Below are 20674 nucleotides of genomic sequence, written 5' to 3'. Positions count from 1 at the left end.
ATATCAGGGACTGCATCCGGTCACTTCGAGGTAGTTACGCTCATGAGCGTCCGTCCGTATCGGGACATCATCCGACGCAAGAGCCGTCAGATCCGGGTCGGCAACGTACTGGTCGGCGGCGACGCCCCGATCTCCGTGCAGACCATGACCAACACGCTGACGTCCGACGTCGAAGGCACGCTGGCCCAGATCCGGGCTGCCGCCGACGCCGGCTGCGACATCGTGCGCGTATCCTGCCCCGACGAGGACTCGACCGCAGCTCTCGGTGCGATCGTCAAGGGCTCGCCCGTGCCGATCGTGGCCGACATCCATTTCCACTATAAGCGCGCGATCGAGGCCGCCAAGGCCGGCGCCGCGTGCCTGCGCATCAACCCGGGCAACATCGGGTCGGCGAGCCGCGTCAGGGAAGTGGTCCAGGCGGCCAAAGACCATGGCTGTTCCATGCGCATCGGCGTCAATGCCGGCTCGCTCGAACGGGAATTGCTGGAGAAATACGGCGAACCCTGCCCGGAGGCCATGGTCGAGTCCGCGCTCAACCACATCCGGATCCTCGAAGACAACGACTTCTTCGAGTTCAAGATCTCGTGCAAGGCATCCGACGTGTTCCTGGCGGTCGCCGCTTATAACGCACTGGCGGATGCCTGCGACTATCCGCTGCATCTGGGCATCACCGAAGCCGGCGGCCTGCGCATGGGCACGATCAAGTCGTCGATCGGGCTGGGCTCGCTGCTGTGGGCCGGCATCGGCGACACGGTCCGCGTCTCGCTGTCGGCCGAGCCGGTCGAAGAGGTCAAGGTCGGCTACGACATCCTGAAGTCGCTGGGCCTGCGTCGCCGCGGCGTCACGGTCATCTCGTGCCCGTCCTGCGCGCGTCAGAATTTCCAGGTCATCAAGACCGTGGAAGTGCTGGAAGAGCGCCTGTCGCACATCACCACGCCGATGACCGTGTCGGTGATCGGCTGCGTCGTGAATGGTCCGGGCGAGGCGCGCGAGACCGACATCGGGCTGACCGGCGGCGGCAACAACACCCACCAGATCTATATCGCGGGTCAGCCGGACCATCGCCTGAAGGACAAGGACATCGTCGACCACCTGGTCCATCTGGTCGAGCAGAAGGCGGCCCAGCTCGAGGCGGCGAAGGCGGCGGCGGAAGCAGCGGAATAGCGCTTCCACCCGGTTCACGAACAGGGGCCGGACGCCGTCACGTCCGGCCCCTTCTCTATTTTCAGCGTCGTTTGTTCGAAGGAATGATCCCATGGCCCAGCTTCAGGCGGTGCGCGGCACCCAGGACCTGCTGCCTGCCGAGGCCCGCCGCCACCGCGCCGTGATCGAGACCGCGCGGGCCGTGTCCGAGCGCTACGGCTTCGGCGAGATCGCCACGCCGATCTTCGAATTCACCGAAGTCTTCTCCCGCCCGATCGGCGAGACGACCGACGTCGTCTCCAAGGAGATGTACACGTTCAAGGATCGCGGCGGGGAGGAGATCACGCTCCGGCCGGAATACACCGCCGGCATCGCGCGCGCCGTGCTGTCGAACGGCCTGACCCAGTCGACGCCGCTCAAGTTCTTCGGCGCCGGGCCGATGTTCCGCTACGAGCGTCCGCAGAAGGGCCGCTATCGCCAGTTCCACCAGATCGATGCCGAGTTGATCGGCCCGGCCCAGCCGCAGGCCGACATCGAGATCATCGCCATGGGGGCCGAAATCCTGGGCGAGCTCGGCGTGCTCACGTCCTGCCGGCTCGAGCTGAACACACTGGGCGACACGCCGAGCCGCACCGCCTATCGCGCGGCACTGGTCGAATATTTCTCGGCCCATCTGGATAAGCTGTCGGACGAAAGCCGCGACCGGCTCGGCCGAAACCCGCTTCGCATCCTCGACAGCAAGGACGACGGCGACAAGCTGCTCGTGGCCGGCGCGCCCGGCTTCGGCGACTACCTGAGCGAGGATGCCAAGGCATTCTTCGAGCAGGTCAAGCGCGGGCTCGATGCGCTGGGCATCGCCTACGAGCTGAACCCGCGTCTGGTGCGCGGCCTCGATTATTATTGCCACACCGCGTTCGAATTCATCACGACCCAGCTGGGTGCCCAGGGCACCGTGCTGGGCGGCGGCCGCTACGACGGCCTGATGGGCATGATGGGCGGCCCGGAAATTCCGGCCGTCGGCTGGGCCGGCGGCATCGAACGCCTGGCCATGCTGATCGCGGAACCGAAGGGACCGGCCCGGCCGATCGCGGTCATTCCGATCGGCGAGGCGGCGGAGCTGGAAGCGTTGAAGCTGACCCAGCGCCTGCGCGGTGCCGGCCATGTCGTCGACCTGGGCTATGGCGGCAATGCCGGCAAACGCATGAAGCGCGCCAACAAGATCGAGGCGCGCGTGGCGCTGGTGCTGGGCGAGGACGAGCTGGCGCGTGGCGCCGTCACGTTCCGCGACCTGGACGCGGGTAGCCAGGAAGAAGTATCGCTGGATGGGCTGGTCGAGCGGCTGAAGGGCCTGGTCTGATCGCCATGGACCGTTCCTCGCTCGACCACAAGCTCCACCGCCTGACCGTTCGCTACGACGAGCTGCGCGACCTGCTCGCGGGCAATATCGAGTCTGGCGACATCGCCAAATTCTCCAAGGAGTTCAGCGACCTGGAGCCGATCGTCGGCGCGATCGGCGAGCTGAATGCCGCACGCGACGAAATCTCGAACCTCGCCCAGATGATCACCGACAATTCCGATGCGGAGTTGAAGGCGATGGCGGAGGAGGAATTCCTGGCGCTCAAGGACCGCATCCCGGTGCTGGAGCGCCAGGTTCAGGTCATGCTGCTGCCCAAGGACGCGGCCGACGACAAGAACGCCATCCTGGAAGTGCGCGCCGGCACCGGCGGCGAGGAAGCCGCCCTGTTCGCGGCCGACCTGTTCCGCATGTACCAGCGCTACGCCGACCAGCATGGCTGGCGCTTCGAATCCATGAACATCTCGGAAGGCGCTGCGGGTGGCTTCAAGGAAGCGACCGCCGAGATTTCCGGCCGCAGCGTGTTCGCGCGACTGAAGTTCGAGTCGGGCGTCCATCGCGTGCAGCGCGTGCCGGCGACCGAGACGCAAGGCCGCATCCATACCTCGGCCGCGACCGTGGCGGTGCTGCCCGAGGCCGAGGAGGTCGACATCCAGATCGAGGACAAGGACCTGCGCATCGACGTCTACCGGTCGAGCGGCCCAGGCGGCCAGTCGGTCAACACGACCGACAGCGCGGTCCGCCTGACCCATCTGCCGACCGGTCTGGTGGTCATCCAGCAGGACGAGAAATCCCAGCACAAGAACAAGGCCAAGGCCCTGAAGGTGCTGCGCGCGCGGCTGTACGACCGGGAGCGTCAGGCGCTCGACGACGCCCGCGCCGCCGACCGCAAGAGCCAGGTCGGCACCGGTGACCGGTCCGAACGCATCCGGACTTATAATTTCCCGCAAGGCCGCGTGACCGATCACCGTATCAACCTGACGCTCTACAAGATCGAGAAGGTCATGGCCGGCGAGGCGCTCGACGAGATCATCGAAGCCCTGATCGCCGAGGACCAGGCGGCGAAGCTCGCTGACATCGAGTGACCGGGATCGCGATCGCCGCCCTGCTGCAGGCGGCGGCTTCCCGGCTTCAGGCCACCGGCATCGAGGCACCGGCGCGCGAGGCACGCCTGCTGCTGGGTGCCGCGACCGGCCTCACCGCGACCCGGATCATGGCCTATCCGGAGCAGCCGATCGAACCCGCGGCGGCAGCAGGGTTTCAAAACCTGATCGACCGGCGCGTCGCCCGCGAACCGGTATCCCGTATCCTCGGCACCCGCGAATTCTGGTCGCTCGATTTCACCGTCACGCCGGCGACCCTCGACCCACGCCCCGACAGCGAGACCATCGTCGAGGCGGCGCTGGACCGGATTCCGGATAAGGGTGCCTCGATTTTCCTCATCGATTTCGGTACCGGAACGGGTTGTCTGCTGCTGGCGCTGCTGAGCGAACGGCCGCACGCATGGGGCATCGGGATCGACCGGTCGGAGGCTGCCGCACGCGTGGCCGCCGATAATGCCCGCCGCCTGGGCCTGGGCGACCGGGCGCGGTTCGTGGTCGGCGACTGGGCCGCAGCCTTGGCCGGTTCGGTCGACCTGATCGTCGCCAACCCGCCCTATATTCCGATCGACGACATCCCTGGCCTGGAACCCGAGGTGCGCGCGCATGATCCGCTGACCGCGCTGGCCGGCGGGATCGATGGGCTGGATCCTTACCGTATCCTGATACCGGAGACGGCGCGCTTGCTCCGGCCGGGCGGCACCGTCGTGTTCGAGGTCGGCCAGGGCCAGGCGGACGCGGTGGCACATCTGGGGACGACCGCCGGCCTGGCGCTCCACGAGCAGCGCCGCGATCTCGGCGGAATCGCACGCGCCATCGTGCTCGTCAAACCGACGTGATACACGAAAATAATGGTTGGAATGCGCCCCCGCACCGTCTAGGGTCGAACTCGACGGGCACACTTCCGGGCTGACGGCGCCAGGACTGCCCCAGCCCAACCCGCTTCGATGAACCCGCTGTGCCCCTTAGCGCAGCACGTTCCGGCGAGCCCGTCACCCGCTCAAGAGATTTTTGCCACTAGCCGTATCCAGGTGCCATGAGATCAGGTCCCAACAAACGGTCGCGCGGCCGCAGTAACAACAATCCCGGTAACCTCAATGGTGGCGGCGGCGGTGGTGGAGGCGGCAACGGCGGCGGACGGCCCCGTACACCCCATCGCTCCCAGACCTTCGACAGCAACGGTCCAGGCCTCAAGATCCGCGGCAACGCCTATCAGGTGTTCGAACGGTATGTGGCCCTCGCCCGCGAGGCGGCGTCCTCGGGCGACCGAATCGCGGCCGAGAACCTGTACCAGCACGCGGAGCATTACTTCCGGGTCATGAATGCGAACGGCGAAGGCCCGCAGCATTTCCGTCCGACGACTCCGGCCGACACCGCCGAGGGCGACCAGCCCGAATCGGCCGAGGCGAGCGTGCAGCACACCCAGCAGCCGCATCAGCAGCACCAGGGTGGCGACAACGGCCATGGCGACCATGGCCGGGGTCACGAGCAGCACGAGACCGAGCCGGAAGCCCAACCGGCCGAATAGCCGAAATCCTTACCGGATGGCGTCCCGGCCCTTCACCGGGCCGGCACCATCCGATAATGGTATCGATAGAGTTCCCGGTAGCCGAGCCCTTCGTAGAGGGCGCCGGCCGGCTCGTTGGTCGCGACCACGAAGATCGCGGCCGAAACCGCGCCCGCCTCGATGGCGGCGTTGTTGAGCTGCCCCAGCAGCGCGCGCATCAGCCCGCGCCGCCGCGCCTCGGGCGCCGTGACCACGTCGTAGGTTCCCATCAGCCCGCCCTGTACCACGACGAAAGCCGCCGCCAACGGCCGTCCCGCTTCGTGCAGCCAGCCGAAGCGCGCCGTCGGCACGATGAGATCGAGCATACGGCGCAGAGCCAACGTTTTCCCTGCGTCGAGCGGCGTCAGCGCCAGATAGGCATCGAGCCAGCCCTGGTCCGGCCGGGGATCGATCCGCAACGTCATGCTCGCCGGCAGATCGGTCGGCACCACCGCCCGCAGCGCCGGATTATGCAGAGCCCGGCTGGTCTCGAACGACTCGTAACCGCGCGCCGCCAGGCGGGCGTCGAGATCCGTCGGCTCGGCGAGCGGCGTCACCCGGAAGATCGCCGGAAGTCCCCGGTCGCGGAACCAGCCCTCTGCCCGCGCGATCTTGACATCGACATCGCCATAGCTGGGATAGGTCGGGTTGACCGAGTTCGCGCGCTTGGTATGCCCGTCGGCGAAGCGCAGTACCCAGCCGTCGTCGAGCAGCTGCGCCAGCGATGGCCAAGCGCCGAACGCGGCTTCCTCGATGGTGCGGATCAGCAGGCGATCGTTCATCGGCAAGGGACTCCGGACAAGGGCGCCGCCACACGCGGCGCCGAAGTCACCGACTGAGAAAGCGTTTCGCCGCCTGCGTCAAGACCGATGCGCCCAGAACCAGGGCGGCCTCGTCGACACGGAATTCCGGATGGTGCAGCGGATGCACACTGCCGACCGGCTCGCTGCGGATGCCCAGCCGGAAATATACCGAAGGCCGCTTTTCGCTGTAGAAGCCGAAATCGTCGGCGGCGGTCCAGCCCGGCAACGGAAGCACGCCGCCCGGCCCGAGCAGGGTTTCGCCAACCTCGCTCAACAGCTGGACCATTTCCGGGTCATTGACCACCGGAGGCTCGCCGCGCGTGATCGCGACCTCGGCCGTCCCGCCATGGCTCGCCGCTATCCCCTGGGCAAGTTCGGCCACGCGCCGGTGCGCCCGCATCCGCGTTGCTTCCCGCCCCGAGCGGATCGTGCCTTTCAGCATCACCTGGTCGGCCAGCACATTGTAGCTGCCGCCACCCTGGATGCCCGTGACGGAGACGATCAGCGGATCGAAGGCATCGGTCTCGCGGGAGACCAGCTTCTGCAGTTCGGCCACGATCGCGGCGGCGATGGCAATGGCATCCACCCCCTCCGACGGCTTGGCGGCATGGGCCGATCGGCCGTGGACGACCAGGTCGAAGATGTCGGACGCCAGGGTGTAGGGCCCCGCGGCCACGGCGATCCTGCCGGTCTCCAGATAAGGATCGACATGGATGCCGATCGCCCCATCGACATCGTCCAGCAGGCCCTCCTCTACCACGCGCCGCCCGCCCAGCGGCTCGGCCTCCTCTCCCGGCTGGAAGATGATCCGCACGGTCCCGCTGAACTGGTCGCGGGAACGATGCAGCGTCACAGCGGCGCCGAGCGCCATCGCGGTATGGGCATCGTGCCCGCAGGCATGCATCACGCCCGGCCGCGTCGAACTGAACGGCAGGCCGCTCGCCTCCAGAATCGGCAACGCATCGATGTCCGCGCGCATTGCCAGCTTGCGGTTGGATGCACCCGCCTGACCGACGATGTCGACCGCGATCCCGGTGCCGGCGACCGGCCGGACGCCCTCCAGCCCACGGGCGCCCAGCCACGCAGCGATGAAAGCCTGGGTCGCCGTCTCTTGGTTCGACAGCTCCGGGTGGGCATGGAGATGCCGCCGCGCCGCGACGATCTCGTCCAGCAGGAACGGATCGAACTCGAAGCCATCCATCATCGCGGCCCTCAGGATTTGACGAAGATTTCGCGCGGAAAAGTCGTCAGCGTTTCGCAGCCGGCGGGGGTCACGAGGATGGTCTCGCTGATCTCGATGCCCCAGCCGTCCATCCACATGCCCAGGATGGCATGCAGCACATGGCCGGGCGCCAGCACGGTCCGGTCGCCCTGGCGCAGGCTGATGGTGTGCTCGCCCCAGTCCGGGGGATAGGCGACGCCGATCGAATAGCCGATCCGCGATTCCTTCTTCAGCCCATGGCGCGCGATCGCGCGGCGCCAGGCCGCCTCGACGTCATGGGCGAGGATCCCGGGCCTCATGGCATCCAGCACGGCATCCATGCCTTCGATCACCGCCAATTCCACGTCGGCGACCTTCCGCGGCTTCGGTCCCAGTTGCAGAGTCCGGGCGAGACCGGCCGTGTAGCGGCGGCAGGCGCCGGCCAGTTCGAGCGCAACCGTGTCGTTTTGTCCGAACTTGCGATCGCTCCACATCAGGTGCGGCGCCGATGCGTTCTCGCCGGCGAGGATGGTCGGCGGCAGGGCTGTGATGTCGCCGGCGAAATCCGGATGGCCGGCATATTGCGCGGTCTGGATCGCGGCGATGGCGTCGCACTCGCGCACGCCCGGCGCGATGACCTCGTAGGCGGTCCGGACGGCGGCTTCGGCGAGCCGGGCGCCCTGGCGCAGATAGGCGATTTCGGCCGGGGATTTCACCGCCCGGATCCAGTTCACCAGCAGGTCCGCATCGACAAACCGCGCGTCGGGCAGGGCGGCCGTCAGGCGGGCATGGGCCTTCGGCGAATAGTAATAGGCCTCGAGCTCGATCCCGATCCGGCCGCGGCCCCACCCCTTGTCGGCGATCCAGCGGCCGATCCAATCCATCGGATGGCGGTCCGCCTGCTGCACATGGTCTTCCGGGAAGCCCACGATGTTGTCGGGCCGCATCCAGGCGGTCAGCCGTCCGCCCACCGCATCCATCGCCCGGCCGATCCAGACCGGCTCGCCGTCGAGCGGAACGATCACCACCTGCGGCGTGTAGAACGACCAGCCGTCGTAGCCGGTGACGTAATGCTGGTTGGCGACATCGTTGACGACCAGCAGGTCGAGCCCGCGCGTCGACATCTCGCGGCGGATCTGTTCCAGGCGGTTGGCATATTCCGAGGGCGGGAAAGGCAGCGGAACCATGGGGACCGATCCTTGGGCTGTTTGTCCAGGCCGTCGAGCGGCCGTCCGAGGCTGGACGGTCTCACGAGGAGAAACGGCATTTATCCCAGCACTTTCGAGAGGAAGCCGCTGTTTTCCCCGGCCGGTTCGGCCAAATCGTCTGGCCCCCCTTCACGGCAACGTGCAGGCGCGACATGCTGGATTCATTGCCGATTCCCTCTATTCCTCATGCTATAAGCCGATCGGGGCGAATCGTTAGGAAATAAGTCATCGCCCTCGGGCGTTATGCATCCGATCGAACGACGTCACCGATGGCCGGACGACGGGAAGACGCAGGTAAAGCGGAGCAAGCCTCAAGTGACCGAATTCGACGCACCTTGGTCTGTCCCATCGCCGAATCCTACGGCGTGACGCGATGACGGCCATCGATTTTTCCCGTGTCGCCGCGCGCCGGCGCCGTTTCGCCCCGAGCTGGGATCTGGCCACGCTTGTGCTGATCCTGGGTGCGATCGGCCTGGTGATCGGCACGTTCCACGACTACGGCATCACCTGGGACGAGGACGTCCATAATTGGTATGGCGTTTTCGTGATGGATTACTACCTGTCCTGGTTCAAGGACAACCGGTCGCTCCATTGGCTCAATCTCTATAATTACGGTGCCGCGTTCGACATGACGGCGGCCTTCATCAACAAGGTCTCGCCGTTCGGCACCTACGAGACGCGGCACCTGTTGAACGGCCTGGTCGGCGTGCTGGGCGTGGTCGGCGCCTGGAAGCTGGGCCGCTTCATGGCCGGGCCGCGCGCCGGCTTCTTCTCGGCCGTGCTGCTGCTGACGATCCCGAACTATTACGGCCAGATGTTCAACAATCCGAAGGACATCCCCTTCGCGGTCGCCGGCATCTGGTCGGTCTATTATATGGCCCGCATCGTGCCGGCCCTGCCGCGCCCCGGCTGGAGCATCGTCGTCAAGCTGGGCGTGGTCATCGGCCTGTCCCTGGGCGTGCGCGTCGGCGGGCTGCTGTTCTTCGGCTATGCCGGCCTGACCGGCCTGCTCTATTGCGCCTGGCGCGCCGTCGAGACCCGCGACGCCGCCCTGGTGCTGCGCGAGCTGGTCCAGGCGAGCGGGCGCGTGCTGGTGCCGATGCTGGCGATCTCCTACGCGGTCATGCTGGTGTTCTGGCCCTGGGCCCAGCAGGCCCCGATCGAGCATCCGCTGACGGCGCTCGATTATTTCTCCCACGTCACCTTCCCGTTCACGACCTTGTTTGCCGGCAAGTATTTTCCGGCGACCGACCTGCCCTGGGAATACCTGCCGACCCATGTCGTGCTGGCGATGCCGGAACTGACCCTGGCGCTGACCCTGGCGGCGATCCCGGCCGCATTCGTCGAGCAGGCACGCCGGCGCGGCGGTCCCGATCGCACGCGCAGCCTGCAATATGGCGTGATCGCCATCGCCGCCCTGTTCCCGATCGCCTATGCGGTCGCCATCAAGGCGGTGCTGTTCGACGGCATGCGCCACTTCATCTTCGTGCTGCCGCCGTTCGCGGTCGCGGCAGCACTCGTCGCCGACCATGTGATCGACCGGCTGAAAACCTTCCGCTGGCGCCCGCTGCTGGTCGGCCTGGTGTCGCTCTACGGCATCGCCCATCTGGCGATCATGATCGAGCTGCATCCCGACCAATACGTCTATTACAATGGCCTGGTCGGCGGCGTGGATGGCGCCCAAACCCTGTTCAAGACCGATTACTGGGGCAACTCCTACGCCGAGGCGGTCAAGGGCCTGACCAACTATCTCGAAACGGAATATGGCGCCGAATTCGAGGACCACGACTTCACGGTCGCAGTCTGCGGCCCGCCGATCTCGGCCGACTATTTCTTCCCGGACAATTTCGTGTTCACCGACGATCGGGAGAAGGCGGATTTCTTCATCGCCTTCACCAAGGACAATTGCAACAACGCGCTGCCCGGCAAGGAGGTGTTCCGGGTCGAACGCATGGGCGCGCTGCTGTCGATCGTGCTCGACCGGCGCGAGATGGTGCAGGCCGCCGAGCATGCGCCGGAAGCGGCCCAGGACGGCAACGGCGCGTCGGAATGAGTTCCTCCCGTCATCCCCGCGCAGGCGGGAATCCAGCTCCTTGCGCGCAATAGCGCGGAAATGACGGCAGTCAGATAGGCCTTCGCGCTCACCCATGGACCGCATCGAATACGAGAAGATGCACGCCGTCGAAGAACGGATGTGGTGGTTTCACGGCATCCACGCCAACCTGCTGACCGCGTTCCGGCGCAGCGGCAGGGTGCGCGCCGGGTCGATCGTGCTCGACGCCGGCTGCGGCACCGGTGGTTTCCTGGCCAAGCTCGGCCGCGCCCTGCCCGGCCTGCAGCGCGTCGGCATGGATTTCGAGCCGGTCGCGGCGGACCTGACCGCGGCGCGCGCGCAGGTGCCGGTCTGCGTCGCCTCGATCAACCAATTGCCGTTCGCGCCCGCGAGCCTGGGCGCCATCTTCAGCGCCGACGTGCTGTGCCACCGCTCGGTCGACCAGGACCGGGCGCTGGTCGACCTCCACCGCTGCCTGCAGCCGGGCGGCGTGCTCGTGCTCAACCTGCCGGCCTACGACTGGATGTTCTCGGCCCACGACCGGGCGGTCCATACTGCGCGCCGTTATACCCGGACCCGGCTGGAGGCGCTGCTGCGCGACGCCGGTTTCGCCGAAGTGCGCACCAGCTACTGGAACAGCCTGCTCTTCCCGCTGATGGTGCTGCGCCGTAAGCTGATGAAGACGGAAGGGGCGGCCAGCGACGTGATGCCGTTCCCGGCGCCGATCGAATTCCTGTTCCGGTCCGCGATGCGGATCGAGAATTTCCTCTTGCGATGCGGGCTCGCGCTGCCGTTTGGCGGCTCGGTGCTGGCGGTGGCGATCAAGCATGACTGAGGACGTGAACGAGACGATCCGTAGCGGAGGCGATCCCGCCCTCAGCATCGTCGTGCCGGTCTATAATGGCGCAGGCTCGGTCGGCAGCCTGGTGACGGCGCTGGAAGGGCTTGACGTACCGGGCGGGCTCGAGGTCGTGCTGGTGGTCGACGGCAGCCCGGACGACAGCCTGGCGGTGTGCCGCGGCTTGATCGCGACCGCGAAGGTGCCGCTGGTCGTGGTCGACCTGGCGCGGAACTTCGGCGAGCACAATGCAGTCATGGCCGGCCTGCACCAGGCCCGGGGTCGCCATGTCATCACCATGGACGACGATCTGCAGAACCCGCCGTCGGAGGTGCTGAAGCTGCTGGGCCACGCCCAGGCGACCGGCGCCGACGTGGTCTACACCTGGTACCAGAGCAAGGAACATGCGGCCTGGCGCAATTGGGGCAGCCGCTTCACCAACCGGGTGGCCGACCTGCTGCTGGACAAGCCCAAAGGGCTCTACCTGTCGAGCTTCCGCTGCATGAGCCGGTTCCTGGTCAGCCAGATCCTGGCCTATGACGGACCGTTTGCCTATATCGACGGGCTGATCCTGCAGGTCACCCAGCGCATCGAGCGGGTCGAGGTGCTGCACCTGCCGCGCGCGATGGGCCGCAGCAACTACACGATCCGCAAGCTGGTCCGGCTGTGGATGAACATGTTCGTGAATTTCTCGGTCATGCCGCTGCGCATCTCGACCCTGACCGGCATGGGCCTGAGCGTGCTGGGCGGCGTGGCCGCGATCTTCGTCACGATCGAAGCGGTGGTGATGCAGGCGACGCCGCGCGGTTGGGGCTCGATCATGGCGGCCGTGCTGCTGCTGTCGGGCGTGCAATTGATGATCCTGGGCATCGTCGGCGAGTATCTGGGCCGCATGTTCCTGACCGCCAACCGCAAGCCGCAATTCATCGTGCGCGACGCCTGGCGCTCGGACACCGCGGCGGCACCAGCCCGCCAACTGGCAAAGCGCGCCTGATGGTGTCGCCCTACCTGTGGCTCGGCATGGCGATCCTGCTGGGCGTCGCCGGTCAGCTCGTGCTGAAGGCTGGTGCCGAAACCTCGGGCGAGGGCCTGGCACAGTTCCTGTCGCCTTGGACGATCGCCGGCTTCGGCATCTATTTCCTGTCGGCGCTGACCTATATCGTCGCCATCAAGAAGATCCCGGTCTCGCTGGCCTATCCCAGCGTCTCGATCAGCTACGGCCTGCTGGCCGTGCTGGCGCACTTCCTGTGGCGTGAACCACTGACCTGGCAGCATTGGGCCGGCATCGCACTGATCTCGAGCGGCATCTTCGTGATGTTCCGGGCGTAGGCTCACGCTGATCGTCGTCTCCGCGCAGGCGCGGATGACGGCAGATTAAGGCCGACCCCTTTCCAAATTCGCAACCCCTCCTACCGGGTTCTGCGGATAGCGGGACCGGTGAGCCCCAGGCATGTTGGGCCACTCCCTGCCACGGCACCAGAGCCCCTCATGTTCGTCCTGACGCCGCTCGCCCGCCGACCGATCGCGTTTCTGTGGACCGGCCAAGTGCTGGCTTCCACCGGAGCGGAATTCTACGTGGTCGCGGTCGTGTGGGCCGCGACCGACCTGGTCGGCAATGATGCGGGCTATCTGTCGGCGTTGCAGGCCGGCGGGCTGCTGGCCGGCAGCCTGTTCGGCGGCATCGTGACCGACCGCTGGCGCCACGGCACGACCATGATCACGGCCGACCTGATGCGCGCGGCCCTGGTGCTGGTGCTTTCAATCGCCGGCCTGTTTCATGCCATGAGCCTGCCGCTGCTGGTCGCAATCGCCGGCACGGTCTCGCTGATCACCGCCAGCTTCGATCCGTCGCTACAGGCGACCCTGCCGGCGTTGGCGCCCGATCCGGTGCTGCGCCACGCGACCAACGGGTTGTTCGACGCGACCAAGCGCATGGCGCGCATCGCCGGGCCGAGCCTGATCGCGATCGTGAACGGCATCCTGCCGACCGGCCAGTTCTTCACCGTGACGGCAGCGACCTTCCTGCTGTCGGCGCTGGCCGTTCGCGCGGTCACCCGGCGACTGCCGGTCGAGCCGCCGCATCGCACCGCGACGGGTGCCGCGGCGATCGTCGACAGCGTGATCGGCGGCTTCCGCGCGCTGCGCGGCCACCCCGTCGTGATCTATGGCCTGCTGGCCAGCCTGGTCGCCAACGGTACGTGGGCGATCGGCTATCTGCTGGGCATGGTCTTGTACCTGCGCCAGACCAGCGCCGATCCGTTGACCGCCTATGGCCTGATGATGATGGCCTATGGCATCGGCAACGTGGCTGCCAACCTGCTGCTGGCCAGCATCGGCCCGGGCCGGCCGGCGGTGCGGCTGATCGCGTCCAAGATCGTGTTCGGGCTCGGCATCCTGCTGCTGCCGATGGGACACGGCCAGGTTTGGCTGATGGTTGTCGCCGGCTGCGCGGCGATCAACGGCCCCTTGGGCGACCTCGCCATACTGCACCTGCTGCAGACCTGCTTTCCGCCGCACCGCCTGGCCCAGATCTATCGCGTGCGGATGTGCGTGACCTTCGCCGGCATGCTCGCGGCCTACCTGGTGGCGCCGACCCTGTTCGACCTGTTCGGCCTGGCGCCGACCATCATGAGCGCGGGCCTCGCCGCGATGCTGAGCGGCTTCGCCGGCATCGGCTTCTTCACTTGGCGCCGTTTCGGCGGAGCGGCCGCGAACGCGCTTTAGCCCGCGCGTACCGCCGCGATCACCTGGGCCACGGCCTCGTCGCCCAGTTGCGGATACATCGGCAGGCTCAACACCTCGGCCGCCGCATGCTCGGTCTCGGCGAGGCCGGCCGGCCCGATCGTCAGCCGATCCAGATAGGCCGCCTGGCGGTGGACCGGCACCGGGTAATGGATGTTCGTGGCGACCCCGCGCTCGCGCAGGCGGAATTTCAGCCCGTCGCGGTCGGGCGTGCGGATGGCATATTGGTGATAGACGTGCTGGGCCCCGGCCCGTACCAGCGGCAACCCCAGACCGAGGCCGGCGAGCCCCGCGTCGTACGACGCGGCGACGGCGCGGCGGCGCGCGTTCCCGCGATCGAGCGCCGTCAGCTTGACCCGCAGGATCGCTGCCTGCAGTTCGTCGAGCCGGCTGTTCATGCCGACGATGTCGCTGACGTAATGCTCGCGCCAGCCATATTGGCGCAGCGCCTTCAGTTCCGCCGCGAGCGCCGCATCCCCGGTCGCGATGATACCGCCGTCGCCGAGCGCACCCAGGTTCTTGGTCGGATAGAGGCTGAAGCACGCGACGTCGCCCCAGGTGCCGAGCATACGGCCGTCGAGCTTGGCGCCATGGGCCTGGGCGCAATCCTCGATCAGCTTCGCCCCCTGGCGATGCGCGATCGCCTGGATCGCCGGCAGGTCGGCCGGCTGCCCATAGAGATGGACCGGGATGACCGCCTCGATAGCGGGATAGGCTTCGAAGGCCGCCTGCAACGCCACCGGATCCATGGTGTAGGTCAGCGGGTCGATGTCGATCAGCACCGGCGTGGCCCCCGCCTGCTCGACCGCGACCACGGTCGCGACGGCGGTATGGGCGACGGTCGCAACCATGCTGCCCGGGCCCATGCCCAGGCCTTTCAATGCCAGCACCAGCGCATCCGTGCCGTTCGCGACGCCGACGCCATGGGCGAGCCCGAGATAGGCCGCGAATTCGCCCTCGAATCCCGCGACTTCCTTGCCGAGGATGTACCAGCCGCTCGCCAGTTGCCGCTGGATCGCGGCATCGATCTCCGCCTGCTGTTCCAGATAGGCGGCCTTGGGGTCGGTCTGGGGGATCATCGTCGAAGGCCTTCGCTGCCGCCACGAAAAGCGCGGCTCTTTGAGATTTTCGTCATGGCCGGGTCAAGCCCGGCCATGACGACGAGAGTGATAAAACGGACCAACGACGGCCGTCATTCCTCACAAATACCGTGCGAGGTTGGCCCGGTAATACTCGACCGAGTGCCGGAGCCCGGTCGCGAGATCGACCTGAGGCGCCCAGCCGACGGTGCGGCGGAACAGCCCGTCGTCGGCCCAATAGTCGCCGATGTCGATGCTTTTGCGCTCGGCCGGGAACTCCTTGAGGTCGAAGCCGCCGGCACCGCCGTTGGCCGCGATCGTGGCCTGGGCGAGATCGAGCAGGCTCAAGGGCGGCGAGCCGCCGATGTTGAAGACGCCGCCATGGGCCGCTGGCGTCGCCGCCGCCAGAAGGGCCGCCTCGACCACGTCGTCGACATAGGCGAGATCACGCTGCTGCGTGCCGCCCCAGACCTCGAACCGGTCGCCCTCCAGCACCCGGCGCAGCCAGATGCCGACGAAGGTCTGGCGCGCGTCGCGGATGCGCATGCGCGGGCCATAGGTGTTGGTCAGGCGCAGGATCGCCGTCTTCAGGCCGTAGACCTGGTGATAGAGCGTGTGGAAGCCCTCGCCCGCCTGTTTGCTGACGCCATTCACGTCGACCGGCCGCAGCGGATGGCGTTCGTCGACCGGCAGATAATCCGGCCGGCCGTAGATCTGCCGGGTCGAGCCATAGACCACAACGGCCTCGGGGCAATCGGCGCGCACCGCCTCCAGCAGCATCAGCGGGGCGGCGGCATTGATCTCCAGGTCGTTCACCGGCCGGCGCATCGAATCGACGTGGCCGGTCTGGGCCGCCATGTTGAAGACATAGTGGCAGCCCTGGACCAGCTCCGGCAGGCGCTCGCGATCGCGCAGGTCGGCCACGACCACGCCGAGTCGCGTCTCGTAACCCGCAATGTTCGCGAAATTTCCGCCGTAGTCCGGGTCGAGGCTGTCGACGACGGTTACCTCGGCGCCGAGTTCGATCAGCCGGATCGCCAGGGTGGAGCCGATGAAGCCCAGGCCGCCGGCGACCAGAACCTTGGCGCCGCCGAAGGCGGCGACCGGGGACTTCACGGCGGGGTCTGGGGATGACATGGCTCTACTGGTCGATGGATCCGAGGTCGGCGAGACTAGAGCGCACCGGTCGCTTTGCCCAGACCAATCGACCGCCACCAATCGACCGCCACGGACCGGCCGGGAGCGCCATGCACAAGATCTTGATCGACGGCAGGCGGCGACTCGGGCGGGCCGGCATCCTCGTCCTCGCGGCATCGCTCGCCGCCTGTGCTGCGACACCGGTGCGGCCGCCGCCCCTGCTGCCCCGAGTCGCGTCAGGCCCGGCCTGCCTCCAAGACCTCAATCGGCATGGCATCAGCTACCAGGTGCCTCGTCAGCCCGCGGTCTCCGAGAGCTGCCAGATCGACACGCCGATTCGCGCCTATGGCTTGTCGATTCGCTGGAACCAACCGGCGACGATGGCGTGCCAATTGGGCGACGTGCTGATGCGATTCGAGAGCGAGGTGGTCGAGCCGAATGCCATCGGAATTCTGGGGAAACCGGTGACCGCCGAACGCAACCTGGGGGCCTTTTCCTGCAGGGCGGCGGCCGGTTCCGGCCATCGGCCGAGCCAGCACGCCCTGGGCCGGGCGATCGACCTCGCCGGCTGGACGCTGGCCGACGGCACACGCATCGATGTCGAAAAAGACTGGACCGACGACGGTCCGCGCGGCAGGTTCCTGCATGCCGTAGCGTTGGGTGCCTGCCGCTATTTCTCGGTCGTGCTGACACCCGCGACCAACAGCGAGCACCACGACCACCTGCATCTGGATATCGGTCCGGATCGCCTGTGCAGCGTCGGCTGAGACTCACCAGATCTAGTGAAAAATAGCGCTTCCACGACGGAAGGGTTTGCGTCTCGGCGCCGATCTGCTACTATATCTCGTAGGGGATGGCGGTAGTGACTACCTTATCCAGTGGTGGGGACTCGATGGAAAACATCTGGACGCAGGATCGGATCGATAACCTTTCCAGGCTTTGGAGCGAGGGCTTCTCGACGGCCGAGATCGGTCGTCGGCTGGGCGTGACCAAGAATTCGGTGGTCGGCAAGGCGCATCGCCTGTCACTGACGCCGCGGCCGTCGCCGGTCAAGTTGACCGGCAAGCCGCGGGTGAAGCCGCAGGCCAAGGTGGTCGAGATGACCGGGCCTAGTTGTTCGTGGCCAATCGGCCATCCGGGCGAAAAGGGCTTCCACTTCTGCGATGCGCGCGCGAAGTCGGGCAAGCCTTATTGCCAGGAACATGCGGCGCTCGCCTACGTTCGCCCGAAGGGCCACGGCTCCAACGCCGCTTGACGCCACAGCGCACATTGCAACGGCGCCGCCCTCGCTGGCGGCGCCGTTTTCCGTTCGAGGCGACACCCTGCCATGATCCTGTCCGATGGTTATGCCGACGTGCCCGCGGGCAAGATCGCCGCGGTGGTCACCTCGCTGGAGATGACCCAGCGCCCGGCACTGCGTCCCGATCCACCCGAGGAAGCCGGCTTCGCGCTGCGCCGGGTCCCGCAAGCCGATCTCGACTGGTTCCGGGCGCTGTTCCGCCACGTGGGCGAGAACTACCTGTGGTTCTCGCGCCTGCGCATGAGCGACCAGAAGCTCGCCGACGAGTTGCATGACCCGGCGATGGAGCTATATTCGCTGACGCGGGACGGCGAGGATCTGGGTCTGCTGATGCTCGATTTCCGCCTGTCCGGCGAGGTGGAACTCGCCTTCTTCGGCGTCGCCGACGAATTGATCGGCACCGGCGGCGGCCGCTGGTTGATGAACCGGGCGATCGAGCGGGCCTGGGAACGGCCGATCAAGCGGTTCTGGGTCCATACCTGCACCCATGACCATCCGGCCGCCCTGAGCTTCTATATCCGCTCGGGTTTCCGCCCCTATCGCCGGCAGATCGAGATCGCCGACGACCCGCGCCTGCTGGGCCACCTGCCGCGAACGGCGGCGCCGCAGATCCCGATCATCTGACTGCCCATTTGACGGTCTGGCTCAGCACCAGCATGGTCGAGGTTTCCGCCACCGCCGGAATGCCCTGCAACGCGTTGGTGATGAAGTCCCGCAGCGCATCGATGTCCCGGACCCAGACGCGCAGCAGATAATCTGTAGCGCCGGTGACGAGCAGGCATTCCGTGATCTCGGGCCGGTCCGCGATCGCGTCCAGGAATTGCTGGTGGCCGTCCGGGCCCTGCCGCGCGAGCCGTACGGAAACCATCACGCAGAGGCTCAGCCCCAATGCGGCGGGATTGATCCGGGCGGCATAGCCCTCGATGACGCCCGCCGCCTCCAACTGCCTGATCCGACGGCTGCATGGCGTCGGGGACAGCCCGACCTTCTCGGCGACATCGAGGGTCGACATGCGCCCGTCATCGAGGAGCGCCCCCAGAATACGACGGTCGATGGCGTCCAGCCGCAATTTTGGCGGATTTCCCTCATCGCTTAAATCATTTTGGCGCATCTCGCTCCATCCTTGCCATTCCTTGTCGAAACTTGCACGGATTCACCTGCGGCGCGAGTGATAGCTTTCAGGAAATCGCCACTCTGGGAGCTGACACCCATGACCATGACCATGACGCTGGTCGACGGACCGGGCCTCGCCGCGCACCGGCCGGCCTTCGCCAGTTGGCTGGGCATGACCAACGACATCACCCGGACCTTCCTCGCGGCCGGCGGCATTCCGGGGCTCATCAACATGGCCGGCGGGCTGCCGGCACCGCAGACCTATCCCGCGACCGAAATCGCCGAGATCGCGCGCCGGGCGATCGAGATCCACCCGGCGGACGTGCTGGGCTATGGGCCGGTCGAGGGGTTGCCCGAATTGCGGGACGCGCTGGCCCAACGGTTCGCGTCGCCACGGCTGCCGCTGACGCGGGCCAACGTCCTGGTCACCGCGGGCGGGATGCAGGGCCTGGATCTGCTGGGCAAGGTGCTGATCGAGGACGGTGGCCTGATCGCCGGGCAATTCCCGACCTATCTGGGCGCGCTCGACGCCTGGCGCCCCCGGGGGCCCGTGTTCCGCAACATGGTGATCGACGCGCCCGGCTTCGATCCGGTGGTTGCCCTCACCGGCGCCCAGTTCGCCTACACGGTTCCGAACTTCTCCAACCCAACCGGCAGGATGGTCGGGTTGGAAGCCCGGCAGGCGCTGGTCGACGCGGCCCATCGCACCGGAACCTGGCTCGTCGAGGACGACCCCTATGGTGCTCTTCAATACGAGGGCGCACCGCTGCCGCGCATGATCGGGCTTTCGGCCGAGGCGCGCCCGGATCGGCCTTACGACGGACCGGTCGTCTACATGGGCACCTGTTCGAAGGAGATCGCCCCGGGGCTGCGCATCGGCTGGGTCATCGCGGCGCCCGGGATGATCGAGGCCCTGGCGATGGCCAAGCAGGGCTCGGACATCTGCACCAGCGGCATCACGCAACGGATCGCGCTGGATGCGATGGCGGCCGGCCTGGTCGAGCGGATCCGGCCGACGATCCTCGACACCTATCGCCGTCGCCGCGACGCCCTGTGCGCCGCCATGACCGACCACCTCGCCGACTGGTTCGATTGGGAGGTGCCGCTCGGCGGCATGTTCGTCTGGGCCGTGGCGCACGATCCGTCGCTGGATACGGATCTTCTGCTTCCACACGCCATGGCGGCCGGAGTATGCGTTGCTCCCAGCAGCGTGTTCGACGCGTCGGGCCTGAACCGCCGGGCGATCCGGATAAACTTCACCCTGAACGACCCTGACACGCTCACGGAAGGCGTCCGTCGCCTGGCGACGGCGCTCATGACCCTGCAGGCAAGGAGACGTTGAGATGCCCGTCACGATCCATTCCGTTCCCACCGGCGACCTGACCGCGGACGAGATCGAACCGTGGCGTTCGGTGCCCGTCGCCGTCGCAGTCGACCTGGCGCGCGACATCGGCCAGATCGACCCGGCGATCCGTCCGCTCAATCCGCCCGGCCGGCAGCCGCTCCTGTTCGGCCGGGCGGTCACGGCGCTGTGCGAGCCGCCGGATTTCGGTGCCGTCGTCCACGCGCTCGAAATCGCCGGCCCCGGCGACGTGCTGATGATCGCGGCCGCCGGCCACGCCCAGTTCGCAATGATCGGCGAGATCCTCGGCGGCCAACTGAGGAGCCGCGGCTGCGTCGGCGTGGTCTGCGACGGCGCCGTGCGGGATGTCGCGGCGCTGGCGGGCTGGCCCGACTTCTCGGTCTTCAGCCGATCCGTGACACCGCGCGGGCCGGCCTCAGCCGAGCGGGGCTCGATCAACCTGCCGGTCGTGATCGGCGGCCAGTTGGTGACGCCCGGCGACCTGGTCATCGGCGACGACGACGGCTTGGTCGCTCTATCCCCGACATCGGTGCGCACCCGCCTTGGCGACGCCCAGGCGAAACTGGCCCGCGAGGCCGAGTGGATCGCCAGCCTCGCCGATGGGCGCTCGATCGCAGACATCCTCGGATTGGCAGCAGCGAAGCGGGGCTGAGCCAGGCGGCGAACGGCTGAGCCGACCGATGGGCCGCAGCAT

21 protein-coding genes are annotated in these 20674 nt (G+C 67.2%); 15 read left to right on the top strand and 6 right to left on the bottom strand.

All coding sequences use genetic code 11. The features are described from left to right. Positions 1-42 precede the first annotated feature (42 nt). The 5 genes from ispG to VGV37_RS05695 all read left to right on the top strand — a co-directional run bounded on the left by ispG (position 43) and on the right by VGV37_RS05695 (position 5125). Positions 43-1164 (top strand): flavodoxin-dependent (E)-4-hydroxy-3-methylbut-2-enyl-diphosphate synthase, encoded by a 1122-nt coding sequence (gene ispG, locus VGV37_RS05715; protein WP_326878665.1) that lies wholly within the window; start codon positions 43-45, stop codon positions 1162-1164. A 91-nt stretch (positions 1165-1255) separates the two neighbouring features. Further along, the gene (gene hisS, locus VGV37_RS05710) at positions 1256-2500 is read left to right on the top strand and encodes a histidine--tRNA ligase (RefSeq protein ID WP_326878664.1); all 1245 of its coding nucleotides are present in this window, start codon (positions 1256-1258) and stop codon (positions 2498-2500) included. Positions 2501-2505: 5 nt separating this feature from the next. Then, complete coding sequence (prfA, locus tag VGV37_RS05705) at positions 2506-3582, top strand: peptide chain release factor 1 (RefSeq protein ID WP_326878663.1); 1077 nt, start codon at positions 2506-2508, stop codon at positions 3580-3582. After that, positions 3579-4436, top strand: coding sequence for a peptide chain release factor N(5)-glutamine methyltransferase (prmC, locus tag VGV37_RS05700; RefSeq protein ID WP_326878662.1), 858 nt, complete (start codon positions 3579-3581; stop codon positions 4434-4436). The genes prfA and prmC overlap by 4 nt, the downstream gene beginning before the upstream one ends. Before the next feature lie 197 nt (positions 4437-4633). After that, the gene (locus VGV37_RS05695; RefSeq protein WP_326878661.1) at positions 4634-5125 is read left to right on the top strand and encodes a DUF4167 domain-containing protein; all 492 of its coding nucleotides are present in this window, start codon (positions 4634-4636) and stop codon (positions 5123-5125) included. A gap of 32 nt (positions 5126-5157) precedes the next feature. Here VGV37_RS05695 and VGV37_RS05690 read toward each other — a convergent pair whose 3' ends face one another. Genes VGV37_RS05690 through VGV37_RS05680 form a run of 3 tightly spaced genes read right to left on the bottom strand, consistent with a single transcriptional unit; the run spans position 5158 to position 8334 of the window. Beyond that, complete coding sequence (locus tag VGV37_RS05690; protein WP_326878660.1) at positions 5158-5925, bottom strand: GNAT family N-acetyltransferase; 768 nt, start codon at positions 5923-5925, stop codon at positions 5158-5160. A gap of 46 nt (positions 5926-5971) precedes the next feature. After that, positions 5972-7150: an amidohydrolase gene (locus VGV37_RS05685; RefSeq protein WP_326878659.1), complete on the bottom strand. Its 1179-nt coding sequence runs from the start codon at positions 7148-7150 to the stop codon at positions 5972-5974. 8 nt (positions 7151-7158) lie between these two features. Beyond that, positions 7159-8334: a M24 family metallopeptidase gene (locus VGV37_RS05680; protein WP_326878658.1), complete on the bottom strand. Its 1176-nt coding sequence runs from the start codon at positions 8332-8334 to the stop codon at positions 7159-7161. A 394-nt stretch (positions 8335-8728) separates the two neighbouring features. Here VGV37_RS05680 and VGV37_RS05675 point away from each other — a divergent pair, with 394 nt between their 5' ends. The 5 genes from VGV37_RS05675 to VGV37_RS05655 all read left to right on the top strand — a co-directional run bounded on the left by VGV37_RS05675 (position 8729) and on the right by VGV37_RS05655 (position 13970). Beyond that, entirely contained in the window at positions 8729-10408 is a 1680-nt protein-coding gene (locus VGV37_RS05675; protein WP_326878657.1) for a glycosyltransferase family 39 protein, read from the top strand. 94 nt (positions 10409-10502) lie between these two features. Beyond that, a complete protein-coding gene (locus VGV37_RS05670) occupies positions 10503-11243 on the top strand; it encodes a class I SAM-dependent methyltransferase (protein WP_326878656.1) in 741 nt (246 codons plus the stop codon). After that, the gene (locus tag VGV37_RS05665; RefSeq protein ID WP_326878655.1) at positions 11236-12240 is read left to right on the top strand and encodes a glycosyltransferase family 2 protein; all 1005 of its coding nucleotides are present in this window, start codon (positions 11236-11238) and stop codon (positions 12238-12240) included. The genes VGV37_RS05670 and VGV37_RS05665 overlap by 8 nt, the downstream gene beginning before the upstream one ends. Next, the gene (locus tag VGV37_RS05660; protein ID WP_326878654.1) at positions 12240-12575 is read left to right on the top strand and encodes a DMT family transporter; all 336 of its coding nucleotides are present in this window, start codon (positions 12240-12242) and stop codon (positions 12573-12575) included. The genes VGV37_RS05665 and VGV37_RS05660 overlap by 1 nt, the downstream gene beginning before the upstream one ends. 159 nt (positions 12576-12734) lie before the next feature. Next, positions 12735-13970, top strand: coding sequence for an MFS transporter (locus VGV37_RS05655; protein WP_326878653.1), 1236 nt, complete (start codon positions 12735-12737; stop codon positions 13968-13970). On the opposite strand, the gene VGV37_RS05650 is transcribed toward VGV37_RS05655, so the two are convergent. Both VGV37_RS05650 and VGV37_RS05645 read right to left on the bottom strand, forming a co-directional pair. Next, positions 13967-15067, bottom strand: a complete 1101-nt coding sequence (locus tag VGV37_RS05650) for a DegT/DnrJ/EryC1/StrS family aminotransferase (protein WP_326878652.1) — start codon at positions 15065-15067, stop codon at positions 13967-13969. The two genes, VGV37_RS05655 and VGV37_RS05650, sit on opposite strands and share 4 nt — an antisense overlap. Before the next feature lie 120 nt (positions 15068-15187). Then, positions 15188-16183 (bottom strand): NAD-dependent epimerase/dehydratase family protein, encoded by a 996-nt coding sequence (locus VGV37_RS05645; protein WP_326878651.1) that lies wholly within the window; start codon positions 16181-16183, stop codon positions 15188-15190. 131 nt (positions 16184-16314) lie between these two features. Between VGV37_RS05645 and VGV37_RS05640 the strand changes: the two genes are divergently transcribed. The 3 genes from VGV37_RS05640 (at position 16315) to VGV37_RS05630 (ending at position 18128) form a co-directional block, all read left to right on the top strand. Continuing rightward, positions 16315-16971: an extensin family protein gene (locus tag VGV37_RS05640; RefSeq protein ID WP_326878650.1), complete on the top strand. Its 657-nt coding sequence runs from the start codon at positions 16315-16317 to the stop codon at positions 16969-16971. Between the two features lie 86 nt (positions 16972-17057). Further along, positions 17058-17459 (top strand): GcrA family cell cycle regulator, encoded by a 402-nt coding sequence (locus VGV37_RS05635; protein ID WP_326878649.1) that lies wholly within the window; start codon positions 17058-17060, stop codon positions 17457-17459. A gap of 72 nt (positions 17460-17531) precedes the next feature. After that, complete coding sequence (locus tag VGV37_RS05630; protein WP_326878648.1) at positions 17532-18128, top strand: GNAT family N-acetyltransferase; 597 nt, start codon at positions 17532-17534, stop codon at positions 18126-18128. Here VGV37_RS05630 and VGV37_RS05625 read toward each other — a convergent pair. After that, positions 18121-18615 (bottom strand): Lrp/AsnC family transcriptional regulator, encoded by a 495-nt coding sequence (locus VGV37_RS05625; protein ID WP_326878647.1) that lies wholly within the window; start codon positions 18613-18615, stop codon positions 18121-18123. The two genes, VGV37_RS05630 and VGV37_RS05625, sit on opposite strands and share 8 nt — an antisense overlap. 99 nt (positions 18616-18714) lie before the next feature. Between VGV37_RS05625 and VGV37_RS05620 the strand changes: the two genes are divergently transcribed. Both VGV37_RS05620 and VGV37_RS05615 read left to right on the top strand, forming a co-directional pair. Next, entirely contained in the window at positions 18715-19959 is a 1245-nt protein-coding gene (locus VGV37_RS05620; RefSeq protein WP_326878646.1) for a PLP-dependent aminotransferase family protein, read from the top strand. A 1-nt stretch (position 19960) separates the two neighbouring features. Further along, positions 19961-20632: an RraA family protein gene (locus VGV37_RS05615; RefSeq protein ID WP_326878645.1), complete on the top strand. Its 672-nt coding sequence runs from the start codon at positions 19961-19963 to the stop codon at positions 20630-20632. Positions 20633-20674: the final 42 nt, after the last annotated feature.

The sequence above is a fragment of the Aliidongia sp. genome (assembly GCF_035943795.1).
Lineage (GTDB): Bacteria > Pseudomonadota > Alphaproteobacteria > ATCC43930 > CGMCC-115725 > Aliidongia.
This window is presented reverse-complemented; position numbering and strand designations above follow the sequence as displayed.

Bases quoted from the DNA above. Each gene is read 5' to 3' on its own strand.
- ispG (WP_326878665.1), top strand. From the start codon at position 43: ATGAGCGTCCGTCCGTATCGGGACATCATCCGACGCAAGAGCCGTCAG.
- hisS (WP_326878664.1), top strand. From the start codon at position 1,256: ATGGCCCAGCTTCAGGCGGTGCGCGGCACCCAGGACCTGCTGCCTGCC.
- prfA (WP_326878663.1), top strand. From the start codon at position 2,506: ATGGACCGTTCCTCGCTCGACCACAAGCTCCACCGCCTGACCGTTCGC.
- VGV37_RS05695 (WP_326878661.1), top strand. From the start codon at position 4,634: ATGAGATCAGGTCCCAACAAACGGTCGCGCGGCCGCAGTAACAACAAT.
- VGV37_RS05690 (WP_326878660.1), bottom strand. From the start codon at position 5,925: ATGAACGATCGCCTGCTGATCCGCACCATCGAGGAAGCCGCGTTCGGC.
- VGV37_RS05685 (WP_326878659.1), bottom strand. From the start codon at position 7,150: ATGATGGATGGCTTCGAGTTCGATCCGTTCCTGCTGGACGAGATCGTC.
- VGV37_RS05680 (WP_326878658.1), bottom strand. From the start codon at position 8,334: ATGGTTCCGCTGCCTTTCCCGCCCTCGGAATATGCCAACCGCCTGGAA.
- VGV37_RS05675 (WP_326878657.1), top strand. From the start codon at position 8,729: ATGACGGCCATCGATTTTTCCCGTGTCGCCGCGCGCCGGCGCCGTTTC.
- VGV37_RS05670 (WP_326878656.1), top strand. From the start codon at position 10,503: ATGGACCGCATCGAATACGAGAAGATGCACGCCGTCGAAGAACGGATG.
- VGV37_RS05665 (WP_326878655.1), top strand. From the start codon at position 11,236: ATGACTGAGGACGTGAACGAGACGATCCGTAGCGGAGGCGATCCCGCC.
- VGV37_RS05660 (WP_326878654.1), top strand. From the start codon at position 12,240: ATGGTGTCGCCCTACCTGTGGCTCGGCATGGCGATCCTGCTGGGCGTC.
- VGV37_RS05655 (WP_326878653.1), top strand. From the start codon at position 12,735: ATGTTCGTCCTGACGCCGCTCGCCCGCCGACCGATCGCGTTTCTGTGG.
- VGV37_RS05650 (WP_326878652.1), bottom strand. From the start codon at position 15,067: ATGATCCCCCAGACCGACCCCAAGGCCGCCTATCTGGAACAGCAGGCG.
- VGV37_RS05640 (WP_326878650.1), top strand. From the start codon at position 16,315: ATGCACAAGATCTTGATCGACGGCAGGCGGCGACTCGGGCGGGCCGGC.
- VGV37_RS05635 (WP_326878649.1), top strand. From the start codon at position 17,058: ATGGCGGTAGTGACTACCTTATCCAGTGGTGGGGACTCGATGGAAAAC.
- VGV37_RS05630 (WP_326878648.1), top strand. From the start codon at position 17,532: ATGATCCTGTCCGATGGTTATGCCGACGTGCCCGCGGGCAAGATCGCC.
- VGV37_RS05625 (WP_326878647.1), bottom strand. From the start codon at position 18,615: ATGCGCCAAAATGATTTAAGCGATGAGGGAAATCCGCCAAAATTGCGG.
- VGV37_RS05620 (WP_326878646.1), top strand. From the start codon at position 18,715: ATGACCATGACCATGACGCTGGTCGACGGACCGGGCCTCGCCGCGCAC.
- VGV37_RS05615 (WP_326878645.1), top strand. From the start codon at position 19,961: ATGCCCGTCACGATCCATTCCGTTCCCACCGGCGACCTGACCGCGGAC.